Below are 12520 nucleotides of genomic sequence, written 5' to 3'. Positions count from 1 at the left end.
TTTATGCGGGTGTAGTTCAATGGTAGAACTTTAGCCTTCCAAGCTAATAGCGTGGGTTCGATTCCCATCACCCGCTTAAATGATAAAAGACTTTGCACAAAATGTGCAGAGTCTTTTTTTGTTGTATAAGCTGTAATGATGAACTGAACATGAAATGCGGGGGCTGGGAGGCGATCTGAGGCACGGATCGTCTCATATGTATCTAAAGAGCCAAGACCACTGTAATGAGGAATACAGGTGGTCTTGGCTCTTTTCAGGGGTGCTTTGCGCTATGGCCTGGAATGACTTGGCCAGAAGCGGAGGTTTTCTTTTTACAACGAAGAATCCAAGGAATTAACGCTCGTGATGATCCGTTGCTCTCTTGCGCATGCCAGCCAATCCAAGCAATCCCAACAATCCAAGCCATCCCCAGTCCATGTCTCTGTCGCGGTCTGTTGTTGTAGCTGCATTCGTACGCAGGCTATTTGTGCGGTAATCTCCGTTGTTACGATAATCACCATTTGTACGATAGTTTCCATCCATGTTCATGTTCAAGTTGCTGTTTGTACGGTCCATGTAATTGTGGTTCTGATAAGACTGGACACGTGATCCGTTATGATCGGTGCCTTTGGCCATATGACCTTCAGCTCCTGCAGGACCCGCCATAGCGGCAACAACAAGTAGGGAAGCGATAATCGTTGTACTTTTTTTCATGTTGTAACTCCTCCTTTGGTTTGTACGAACTATCTTATAATCTGTCCAAATCCACAGGAGCATTATGTAGCGGGAGAGGTGTTAACATATAGCTTCGGAGATAAAATAAATCGACAAAATACATAAGAAAACCTGCAAAAGCAGACGGTAAGTGTCAGAAAAAACGAAATTACATCTTTAATTTATTACGTCACTGTGGTAAAGTATACAAAAGCTTGCTTTGCCGGTCATGTTTCTTTGGAACACTCTGTGATTAATGAATGGTAAACAAGGAAATTCCTCTTCACTTACGCATGTTCAGACCTATCAAAGTAAACTGTATAATTATGAATTTTTTAGAATAGGTATGAGGTGTTGAAGTTATTCAAAGTACGTGAAAAAGGTATCATGCGAAAGCAGATGTTCATTCATTGAAGCAGAATAAGAAAATGAATAAAAAAGCGTGTTTTTGTGCTGTAATTCGGGGATATTCCCCATTTTTTCTAGTAGAAAAATAAAGATTTTCGTACCAATTTATTGTATGATGTTATGAAGGTGTCAAATTTACGTGTACGAATGGAACGATCAGATGGGAGGATAAGCATGACTGAAACTATGGTAACCGCCAGCAAAAGCCAATCCAACAACCTGCTTCGGCGAGACGTGCGGTTCCTGGGCAATATACTCGGAGAAGTTCTTGTCCATCAAGGCGGCACGGAGCTTCTCGATATCGTTGAGAAAATTCGGGAAACAAGCAAATCGTTGCGTGCAGAGTTTTTGCCGGAACTGTATGAAGAGTTCAAAACGATGATCCAGGAATTAGACTCGGACAATCGTCATCAGGTTATTCGGGCTTTCGCTATTTATTTTCAATTAGTTAATATTGCTGAACAAAACCATCGGATTCGGCGTAAACGGGACTATGAGCGTTCTGCCGGAGATACGGTGCAGCCAGGTTCAATTGAAAAGGCCGTACAGGATCTGAAGGAACGTGGATTGTCTCATACCGAGGTAGAAGAGATTCTGGAGGATTTGTCACTGGAACTCGTCATGACAGCTCACCCGACTGAGGCAATGCGCCGGGTAATTCTGGACATCCATAAACGGATTTCTGAAGATGTTATGCTGCTCGATAATCCTACGCTAACGTTGCGTGAACGTGAACAATTGCGTGAGAAATTGCTGAATGAGGTTATCACCCTCTGGCAAACGGATGAACTTCGCGATCGCAAACCGACTGTACTGGATGAAGTGCGGAACGGGATGTATTACTTTCATGAGACGTTATTCCATGTACTTCCGGATGTATATCAGGAGCTGGAACGCTGCCTGAACAAATTTTATCCAGACCATGACTGGCATGTGCCGACGTATTTGCGTTTCGGTTCCTGGATTGGTGGAGACCGGGATGGAAATCCATCGGTAACTTCAGATGTAACATGGCAGACGTTGCTCATGCAGCGCAAGCTGGCATTGCGTGAATATCAGCGTATTATGATCGAGCTCATGGGCCATCTCAGCTTCAGCACCAACATCATTCATATTTCGGATGAGTTGGCGGAGTCGATTGAGCGGGATCGCAGCTGTGTTACTTTGAAAAAAGTAGACATCTGGCGTAATGAAAAAGAGCCATATCGCATCAAATTGGCGTATATGATTGCCAAGCTGAACAATGTTCTCGATGAGAACAAGGTGGGTCAGCCGGATCGATATAAAAATGCTCAGGACCTGATTGATGATCTGTTAATTATCGACCGCAGCTTGCGTCACCATTTTGCTGACTATGTAGCAGATACAACCGTTCGCAAAATGATTCGTCAGGTAGAGCTGTTCGGTTTCCATACAGCAGCGCTGGATGTGCGTCAGCACAGCAAGGAGCATGAAAATGCGATGTCCGAGATTTTGGCAAAAATGAATATTGTGGACGATTATGCCCGTCTTACGGAAGACGGTAAAATTGATCTGCTTGCTCGTTTGCTGGATGATCCAAGACCGCTTACATCTCCTTACCACGAGTATACAGAAGGAACGAAGGAGTGTCTGGATGTATTCCGTACAATCAAGCGTGCTCAGAACGAGTTTGGTACAGGATGTATCACAAGTTACCTGATTAGTATGACACAAGGGGCCAGTGACCTGCTTGAGGTTATGGTGTTTGCCAAAGAAGTAGGCTTGTTCTCCAAAGGGGCAGATGGCGAGGTTATCTCTACACTTCAAGCCGTTCCTTTGTTTGAAACGATTGACGACCTTCATGCGGCATCTGAAATTATGCAAAGACTTTTTAACCTGCCTATATATCGGGCGAGTGTTAAAGGACGTAATGAGCTGCACGAAATCATGCTTGGCTACTCTGACAGCAACAAGGATGGCGGCGTTGTTACAGCGAACTGGGAACTGCGTGTAGCGATGAATGCCATTACGGCTGTTGGTAACGAGCATGGCGTGAAGCTCAAGTTCTTCCACGGACGTGGCGGAGCACTTGGACGCGGCGGTATGCCGCTGAACCGCAGTATTCTTGCCCAACCGCCTCATACGATTGGCGGTGGCATCAAGATTACGGAGCAAGGCGAGGTTATCTCTTCTCGTTATTCCTTGCAGGGAATTGCATACCGCAGTCTGGAACAGGCCACTTCAGCGCTGATTACAGCTGCTCTGAACGGACTGGAGCCGCAAGAATCAGCATCCGAGCAAGCGTGGGATGCCATTATTAAAGAGATTTCGCAAGTGTCCCTGACGAAGTATCAGGATCTCATTTTCCGTGACCCGGATTTCTTCACCTTCTTCAAGGAATCAACACCACTGCCAGAGGTTGGTGAGCTTAACATTGGCTCACGTCCATCCAAACGGAAAAACAGTGACAAGTTTGAAGACTTGCGGGCGATTCCATGGGTATTTGCCTGGACACAAAGCCGTTATCTGCTTCCTGCTTGGTATGCAGCGGGTACCGGTTTGCAAAGCTATTATCAGGACAAAGCAGAGAACCTGGACGTTCTGAAAGATATGTATGCTAACTTCCCGTTCTTCCGTACACTGATTGATACGGTGCAGATGGCGATTGCCAAAGCAGATCTTGTAATTGCCAAAGAATACTCGGCGATGTCCTCCAACAAGGAGGCACGTGATCGTATCTATGGTCAGATCGAAGCGGAATTCAAGCTGACTAAAGAACTGATCCTGAAAATTACGGGCGAGGCTGAAATTCTGGATGATGTACCGGTAATTCAGGAATCAATTCGTCTGCGTAACCCGTATGTTGACCCACTCTCCTATATGCAGGTACAACTGCTGAGCGAGCTGCGTGACATGCGTGAACGTGGTGAAGATGACGCAGAGCTGCTTAGAGAAGTGCTGCTGACGATTAACGGTATTGCTGCAGGACTCCGCAATACAGGTTGATATTTAGGCCAGAAATTATTCATGTGATGCATGGTTTATGCAATTAATTATAAATTCATCTCTGTCCTTGGGATGAAAGGTTGGACGGGACTCCTGAGGGAGTTCCCGTTTTTACTGTTTTTGGAGGATATTTGTCATACAGTCTTGATTTTTGACCAAAGTTGATTTACGATTTGATTGGTGAATTACAAGTGTGGACGGGTATGAGAAGACGGAAGACCCATCAGCATGTCTGGGGGAATTAGGGTGGACAATTTAGAGAACAGGCTTGTGAAGCTGGTACTCAAGGGTGACCAGCGAGCCTTTGCAGAAATCGTTGAACTATATAAAGACAAGCTGTTTCATCTGGCATACCGGATGCTGAGCAATCGTCATGAAGCCGAGGACGTTGTTCAGGAGACTTTTTTGCGTGTGTATCGAAATATGGAGAAGTATGATCCGAATCAGAAATTTTCGACCTGGATCTATAGGATCGCTACGAATCTCTGTATTGATCGGCTGCGCAGAAAGAAACCTTCGTATTCGCTCGATGCTGAACTGAATGACCAGGAAGGATCGGATGGATATGCCATGCTTCCGAGTGATGATCGTACACCGGAGAGTGAGGCGCTGCTGTCAGAGACACAGACTCTCATTCGGGAGGCGATTGACAGCTTGCCCGCGAAGTATAAGTCCGTCATGGTTTTAAGATATTTACAGGACTTGTCTTTGCAGGAAATCAGTGATGTCACAGGAATGCCCGTAACAACCATCAAGACACGAGTACATCGTGGCCGTGATTTTCTACGCAAAAAATTGGAATATAAGCTGTAACCGAAATTTGCCTGTTATTTTGGGCGAAATTATTTGAAACATATCTGAAACGGATACGTATGTAATGTATGCAAGTCTTATGCTTCCTTTTTACAGGTGCATGGACTAAGTGTCTAAGGAAAGGATTGGCTCTCATATGGATTGCAACTCGGCCGTCTCTTTAATGCATGAATGTTTGGATGAGTCGTTGTCCACGGAACAGAAGGCTGAATTGAAAAGCCATTTGTTGATCTGTCCGGATTGTCGCATGCGCTTTAAAGAGTTGGAACAGACGGAAATGCTGCTCTTTGCCATGAAACATTATTCGCCGTCTGCCTCGGATGAGCTGACCAATCGAATTATGAATGCTCTGCCACAGCCCAAGAGACAGCAAGTATGGCTCAAATGGGTCAAAGGACATCCCGCGCTGACGGCGGCAGCCTTCTTTTTGGTCGTGATGCTCTTTAGCGCCTTCAATTTTTGGAATCAGAACAACGAAATGGTCGTTAAGGGGAACAGTCTGGATCAACTCGTGATTCAAGGCAACACGGTTATCGTTCCAGAAGGGAAGTCAGTTGCTGGCGATCTTACGATAGAGAATGGAACCGCTCAGGTCTATGGTGATGTGAATGGCAATCTGACGGTGATCGACGGACAACTGTTTCAAGCGTCTACAGCTCATATTTCCGGTCAGGTGAAAAGCATTGATCAGGCGCTGGACTGGTTCTGGTACAAAATAACCAATATGGTAAATGAAGTGGCATACCGCTAAAATTGGGTATTACTTCAAGGGTATATACCAAGCAGGGTACCTCCGAATTGCGTGGGGTGCTCTTTTTTTATTTTTATTATAGGAGAAAGTGGAAAATAGAGTAGTTTATATGCGCTTTGTGACCGGAGTAACTTGCAACATGAACGGTAACGTTATAACCTAGATAGTAAAGAGAACATACTACATATAGATAAGCATTGAATAAATGCGAAGAAGGGATTATGTAAAATCCCGAATGGTTAATATGAGATCAGGGTTTTACTCATCAATGGGGATAGCGGGGGCTGGCTAATGAATTACTTTGCTGACTTAACGTGGAAAGAGTCCATCAAGGACGTTATCGATATATTGATCGTTACCTATATTATGTACAAACTGATTTTGCTTGTGCGGGGCACACGTGCGGTCCAGCTTCTGAAAGGCATTTTGTTCCTTGTGCTGATCTGGGCTTTAAGTACCTGGCTTAACCTGTACACGTTGAAATGGCTGATGAACCAAATGTTTACGTTTGGTGTTGTTGCCGTGTTTATCATCTTTCAGCCGGAACTGCGCCGCGGTCTGGAGCAATTGGGTCGAGGCAAAATATTCGGCCGTTCGGCCGCAGCAAGTGATGAAGAATTAACAGTGTTAATTGGTGAGATCATTAAGTCTGTTAATTATTTGTCACGTCGGAAGATCGGGGCCCTGGTGGTCTTCGAGCGCGAAACGGGGTTGAACGATTACACGGAATCTGGCATCAAGATGGAGTCCTTTGTCAGCTCGGAACTGATGATTAACATTTTTATTCCGAACACGCCGCTCCATGACGGAGCCGTAATTATACAAGGAAAACAGATATCCGCAGCAGCCTGTTATTTGCCACTATCCGAGAATCCTTTTATCAGCAAGGAGCTGGGTACACGTCACCGTGCAGCAATCGGAATTACAGAGGTGGCTGATGCAATCTGTCTGGTCGTTTCAGAGGAGACGGGACAAGTATCATTGGCAATGAACGGCCAAGTCGTTCGTGATATTAAGGAGGAGTCGCTCATTGCCAAGTTATATGAAGAATTGCGCCCAACCTCCAATCTGAGCAAAAAGAATGCATGGTCAACCTTCTGGAAGCGGAAGGGGGGACGTAACCATGGATAAATGGTTTAACAACAATACGTTTGCCAAAATCCTTGCACTGGCGGTAAGCCTGCTGCTGTGGTTTATGATTCATCTGGATGAAGTGCCGACAACACCAACGATCTCAACGGGCATATCCAGCAAAATCGTGGAGCGAACTGTGCCTGTACAGCCATACGGGCTGGATAGTAATGCTTACGTGCTTACATCTCTAAGCACCGATGAGGTGCGGCTTGAGATCAAAGGGCAGCGATCTATGCTGACATCTATTTTTACCAATGATGATTACAAGGTGCTGGTCGATTTAAGCCAGGTCAAAGACGGTTCCAATACGCTACCACTTGTTCCTGATCTGCCTTCAGGTGTTGAAGTGGTCAGCATGGAGCCCTCTATGGTCACGGTCAATGTAGAGAAACTGGGCACCAAAGCGTTTAACGTGAATATTGTACCGGAAGGAGCCCCTTCCGCCGGATACAGCCTTGGAGCGCCTGTTGTAGAGCCTTCATCTCCGGTTAAGGTTGTCCTGCCGGAAGGGCAGCTGGAGGCAGTAGCGAAGGTGCAGGGCAGTGTCAGCGTCAAGGATGCGAAGGAAGATGTAGTGCAGAAAAAAGTGAAGCTCCAGGCATACGATGCAGAGGGCAAGGTCATTGAAAATGCCATCATTACACCGCAGACGGTAGAGGTGCGTGTCCCGGTTAATCAGCCCTATACAAAAGTTCCCTTGAGGATCAAATATTCAGGACAGCTGCCAGATGGATTGGTACTCTCCAAGGTTGAGCCAAGCGTGAAAGAAGTCTCGATTTACGGGAGCGAGCAGGCACTTGCAGGTATACAGTCCTACGACCAAGCTACTCTTGATCTGACACAGTTTACTCAGTCAGGCACCTCGACAGTTAACGTGGACTTGACGCCGCCTTCCGGTTCTGAGAAAATCGAGCCTAGTTCGATTCAGATCCAGGTGACGGTGTCTCCTTACGATGAGGCCGAATCAACGACAAAGGTTTTTCCCAATGTACCGATCAAGCTGAGTGGTGTGGAAAATGGTCTTGAGGCTGTGCTGGTTTCTCCGAAAAGCGGAGGCCTGAATATTACGCTGACCGGATCACCAAGCATGCTTGAAGGTTTAAGCGGAGATGACATTCAATTAACCGGGGATCTCAGTGGTCTTGGTGCAGGCACGCATGAAATTAAACTCGAAGCTGATTTGCCACGCTTTGCCAAGCTGGATGATGCAGCCAATGATCTAAGTGCAACGGTCAAGATCAGTGAGAAGGCACAGGACACAACCACTTCTCCGGGTCAAGATCCTAATGAAGGCAATCAGACAGGACCCGATCCGACACCAGCGGAAGTAGAAAATGGGCAAAATAGTACGGATCCTGCAGATGAAGAACCTGAATCGAATACGGAACATCAGGATCAAAGCGAGCAGGGAAATGCGGCCACCAATCGTGGAAATGTAAACAATAATGCGAATAATAGCAGTACTGACAGTAAATCGGGCACGAATCCGTAATACGCAATTTTCATTCAATTTCATTTTCTCATCAAAATTAAAAATTATAATGCGCATGATGCGTAGAAGATGCAGATAGAAGGAGCTAGATCATGGGTAAATATTTTGGTACAGACGGTGTCAGAGGGGTTGCCAATAAAGAATTGACGGCGGAACTGGCTTACAGCATCGGAAGATGTGGAGGTTATGTACTTGCTGGCGGTGTGGAAAGACCTAAGGTGGTCATCGGGATGGACACACGGATTTCGGGACTTATGCTGGAATCTGCGCTGGTCGCAGGTCTGTTGTCTATTGGTGCAGATGTCATTCGTCTGGGCGTAGTGTCTACACCGGGTGTAGCGTACATTACTCGTTTGCTCAAAGCAGATGCGGGTGTAATGATCTCGGCTTCTCACAATCCGGTAGAGGACAATGGGATCAAGTTTTTCGGTGGAGATGGCTTCAAGCTTTCAGATGAAACGGAGAACCGGATTGAAGAGCTGATGGATGCGGAAAAAGATGAACTGCCACGTCCCGTTGGTGCAGGTCTTGGAACTGTGACGGTGGATGAGCAATCCCGATATCGTTATCTGGATTATCTGAAAACAACCGTATCCGAATCGTTCTCTGGTCTCAAAGTTGTACTTGACTGTGCGAACGGTGCAGCTTATGAGCTGGCGCCTAAATTGTTTGCAGAGCTTGGTGCGGAGGTCATTGCTATTGGTGCTGAGCCGAATGGCCTGAACATTAACGAGCAATGCGGTTCGACGCACCCGGAGTATCTCAAACAAGAAGTGCTGAAGCATAAAGCTGATCTGGGTCTTGCTTTTGATGGTGATGCGGATCGCTTGATTGCCATTGATGAAACAGGTGCAGAAGTCGATGGTGACTTTATTCTGTGTATTTGCGGAGATGCAATGAATCGGGCGGGCAAGCTGAAGGACAGCACTGTAGTGTCCACGGTTATGAGCAACATCGGTTTCTACAAGGCAACGGAGAAGCTGGCGCTGAAAACAGCCAAAACGGCTGTAGGTGATCGTTATGTCATGGAGGAAATGCGTCGCGGTGGATATAATCTGGGTGGCGAGCAGTCCGGTCATGTCATTTTCCTTGATTACAATACAACCGGAGATGGCATGCTCACAGCGATTCAACTCGTAGATACCTTGAAGGCTTCAGGCAAAAAGCTGAGTGAACTGAAAGCGGTAATGACACAATACCCACAAGTATTGGTTAATGTGCGTGTTGAAGACAAGAGCAAATATGAAGGCAATACGGCAATTGGCGAAGCCATTGCTGCGGTCGAGCAGCAGCTTGGCGATAATGGGCGTGTACTGGTTCGTGCTTCAGGTACAGAGTCCCTGATCCGTGTTATGGCGGAAGGACCAGATAAGCAGGAACTGGAGCAGTTTGTGTCCCAGATTGCTGATGTGGTGCAAAAAGAGCTGGTTTAGGATCGATGAAAAGCCTGCTGTAATGCGATCTGAGGTTTATTTTTCACAAATAGGATCTCTTGGCATATATTTAAACAGAGTTTTGATTTTTCCAAATAATAACGGTTAAACTCATTGAACCTGCGTCCTGGCCAGATAAGACCATTGGTCTGATTATCTCGCCGGGAGCGTGGGTAAATATGCTGAAATGGTTACAGGTACTTTGCTCCATTGCAAAATGGACTTCAGGTGCATATAATGAGTGGAGTCGTCATTCAGACACAGAAAGTGAGGATCGTAAGGTTACAGTTACACAAGCGCCAGAGCTTGGAGTTGCGCGGGATACATGTTGATCGTGACTCTCTTCGTATTGTGGAAGAGAGAACACAGCAGCATGGACGGCAATCAAGCTGACGAGGTGGAGGTGTTCGGATTGTTCGGCGGGGACCTCCCGGTGATGCATCAGAGCCGTAAACCGGATTGCGGAAAATGGATGGGTGACTGTCCACACAACGCGCCGGTAGGTGCAAGAAAAAAATACAAACAAATGAATGTGCGTGAAGAGCGTAACAACAGTGCGCGGACGGGAAATGATGTACATTCATGATTGCATTCGTAACAGGGCATGCCCAGCGGGACGGCAACTGGCCGTTCTGATCATTGATAATTGAATAGAAAATGATATTCATGATACGTTAGCAATCCATCATTTTCCGATAGATCCAGTCTGCCTGTTTCTCTTCCTGACACAGTATTCATATAAACGGAGGAACTAAACTATGTGCGGTATTGTTGGATATATTGGTAATAAGAACACTCAATCGGTATTGATCGAAGGATTGAAAAAGCTCGAGTATCGTGGTTATGATTCTGCAGGTATCGCTGTATTCACACCGCAAGGTCTGCAAATTACGAAAGCTCTCGGACGTCTGGCAAACCTGGAAGCGAAGCTGGATGGTGCTCCACTGGTCGGTAATGCCGGTATTGGACACACTCGCTGGGCTACACATGGTAAACCATCGGATGAGAACTCCCATCCACATACGGATGAGAGCCAGAAATTCTCTGTGGTACACAATGGTATTATTGAGAACTATCTGGAGCTGAAGGATGAGCTGATTGCAGAAGGTCACACGTTTTCTTCCGAAACGGACACTGAAGTGATCTCTCACCTCATTGCACGTGAATACAATGGCGATATTGTTAAAGCTGTGCAAAAAGTAATCACACTTATGCGTGGAGCGTTTGCGCTGGGTGTACTGACAGAGTATGAGCCTGAGAAACTCGTAGCTGTGCGTCAAGCAAGTCCATTGATTATCGGTATTGGTGAAGGTGAAAACTTCATCGGATCGGATATTCCTGCCATTCTCGAGCATACACGCAACGTGTACATTCTGAATGACGGTGAGATGGCTGTGCTGACACATGATGCTGTCGAATTGATGACGATTGAGGGCAATTTTATTTCTCGGGAAATGATTCATGTCGATTGGGATGCAGTAACCGCAGAAAAAGGCGGATTCGAGCATTTCATGCTGAAAGAAATTCATGAGCAGCCAAAAGCATATCGGGATACGATGCTTGGTCGCATCGACAATGAAGGCAAAAAAGTTCAGCTTCCTGAGCTCAAAATGACTGAGGAGCAAATTAAAAATATTCGGAACATCCAGATTATTGCATGTGGTACGGCGTACCATGCAGGTCTGGTTGGACGTACTGTGATTGAGCAATTGGTGCGTATTCCGGTTGAAACGGATGTTGCTTCCGAGTATCGTTACCGTTCACCAATCGTAAATAAAGATACACTTGTAATCGTAGTGAGCCAATCCGGTGAAACAGCAGATACGCTGGCAGCACTGCGTGAAGCTCAATCAAACGGTGCTCATGTATTGGCAATTACCAACGTAGTAGGCAGCTCGATTGCACGTGACGCGAACGATGTCATTGCTACACTTGCCGGTCCAGAGATTGCTGTAGCTTCCACCAAAGCGTATACGTCTCAGTTGATTGCTTTTAACTTGCTTGGTTTGTACCTGGCACAAGTGCGTGGTACGAAAACACCAGATGAGATTGCACACACACTGGCAGCAATGCAAGCACTGCCTGAGCAAGTGGAATCTATGCTGGAGCAAGCGGATGCGATCAAAGGATATGCAGAGCAAATCTCCAAGCATCAACATCTCTTCTTCATCGGCCGCGGTCTGGATTATGCGGTAGCTCAAGAAGGCTCGTTGAAGCTGAAAGAAATCTCTTATATTCACTCTGAAGCGTATGCTGCAGGTGAGTTGAAGCATGGTACACTCGCATTGATCGAGGAAGGCATTCCTGTAATTGCCTTGGCTACTCAGGAGAACGTATTGGAGAAAACGGTGAGCAACATCAAAGAAGTGAAAGCCCGCGGCGCAGACGTACTGGCGATCACTTATGAAGAGCATGTAGCTCCACTGTTGAAATCCGTTGACCAAGCGTTTGCGATTCCTAAGACGCTGCCGCTTCTGAGCCCGGCACTGTCTGTTGTAGCTTTGCAATTGCTGGCCTATTACGCTTCTCTGGCTCTGGGTCACGATGTTGACAAACCACGTAACCTGGCGAAAAGTGTAACAGTTGAGTAAGAGTTAGTGTGAAGAGTTAAAGCTTTATTTAGAAGTTGCAATTAATAATAAAAAGCCCCAATACGTTATATAACGTATTGGGGTTTTTTCTGTTATTACGTACATCACCATCTCTTCCAGACCTGATGTCGACGTACGTCGAATTCCTTCAAATGATGAAATGAGCATCTTTATCCTCTTTTGTTTAAATCCTATTTTTAGTCAAAATATTAACATTTTACAATTATGTGCAATATTT

At 46.0% G+C, this 12520-nt stretch carries 10 protein-coding genes and 1 tRNA gene; 10 read left to right on the top strand and 1 reads right to left on the bottom strand.

Features of this window, described 5'->3' with window-relative positions; translation table 11 throughout:
* Positions 1-5: 5 nt before the first annotated feature.
* Positions 6-76 (top strand) — tRNA-Gly (locus ACQSGY_RS26220).
* Positions 77-333: 257 nt separating this feature from the next.
* Here the strand turns inward: ACQSGY_RS26220 and ACQSGY_RS26215 are convergent.
* Complete coding sequence (locus ACQSGY_RS26215) at positions 334-693, bottom strand: WGxxGxxG family protein (RefSeq protein ID WP_427181555.1); 360 nt, start codon at positions 691-693, stop codon at positions 334-336.
* A gap of 582 nt (positions 694-1275) precedes the next feature.
* On the opposite strand from ACQSGY_RS26215, the gene ppc reads away from it, so the two are divergent.
* From ppc to glmS, 9 genes are all read left to right on the top strand, one after another.
* Complete coding sequence (gene ppc, locus ACQSGY_RS26210) at positions 1276-4068, top strand: phosphoenolpyruvate carboxylase (RefSeq protein ID WP_145406730.1); 2793 nt, start codon at positions 1276-1278, stop codon at positions 4066-4068.
* A 246-nt stretch (positions 4069-4314) separates the two neighbouring features.
* Positions 4315-4881: an RNA polymerase sigma factor SigW gene (gene sigW, locus ACQSGY_RS26205; RefSeq protein WP_110899668.1), complete on the top strand. Its 567-nt coding sequence runs from the start codon at positions 4315-4317 to the stop codon at positions 4879-4881.
* A 136-nt stretch (positions 4882-5017) separates the two neighbouring features.
* Positions 5018-5632, top strand: coding sequence for a zf-HC2 domain-containing protein (locus tag ACQSGY_RS26200; protein WP_111273614.1), 615 nt, complete (start codon positions 5018-5020; stop codon positions 5630-5632).
* Between the two features lie 291 nt (positions 5633-5923).
* The gene (cdaA, locus tag ACQSGY_RS26195; RefSeq protein WP_427181554.1) at positions 5924-6763 is read left to right on the top strand and encodes a diadenylate cyclase CdaA; all 840 of its coding nucleotides are present in this window, start codon (positions 5924-5926) and stop codon (positions 6761-6763) included.
* Positions 6756-8258 (top strand): CdaR family protein, encoded by a 1503-nt coding sequence (locus tag ACQSGY_RS26190; RefSeq protein ID WP_216520789.1) that lies wholly within the window; start codon positions 6756-6758, stop codon positions 8256-8258. Before cdaA ends, ACQSGY_RS26190 begins: the two co-directional genes overlap by 8 nt.
* A gap of 92 nt (positions 8259-8350) precedes the next feature.
* Positions 8351-9691 (top strand): phosphoglucosamine mutase, encoded by a 1341-nt coding sequence (gene glmM / locus ACQSGY_RS26185; protein WP_427181553.1) that lies wholly within the window; start codon positions 8351-8353, stop codon positions 9689-9691.
* Between the two features lie 179 nt (positions 9692-9870).
* Positions 9871-10023 (top strand): hypothetical protein, encoded by a 153-nt coding sequence (locus ACQSGY_RS26180; RefSeq protein ID WP_216520787.1) that lies wholly within the window; start codon positions 9871-9873, stop codon positions 10021-10023.
* Positions 10017-10277, top strand: coding sequence for a hypothetical protein (locus ACQSGY_RS26175; RefSeq protein ID WP_427181552.1), 261 nt, complete (start codon positions 10017-10019; stop codon positions 10275-10277). Before ACQSGY_RS26180 ends, ACQSGY_RS26175 begins: the two co-directional genes overlap by 7 nt.
* Positions 10278-10449: 172 nt before the next feature.
* Positions 10450-12282, top strand: coding sequence for a glutamine--fructose-6-phosphate transaminase (isomerizing) (glmS, locus tag ACQSGY_RS26170; RefSeq protein ID WP_111273609.1), 1833 nt, complete (start codon positions 10450-10452; stop codon positions 12280-12282).
* Positions 12283-12520: the final 238 nt, after the last annotated feature.

Origin of the sequence: Paenibacillus sp. TC-CSREp1 (genome assembly GCF_050171015.1) — a bacterium.
GTDB classification, from domain to species: Bacteria; Bacillota; Bacilli; order Paenibacillales; family Paenibacillaceae; genus Paenibacillus; species Paenibacillus silvae.
Note: the sequence above shows the minus strand (reverse complement) of the source record. Positions and strands in the feature narration are given on the sequence as shown.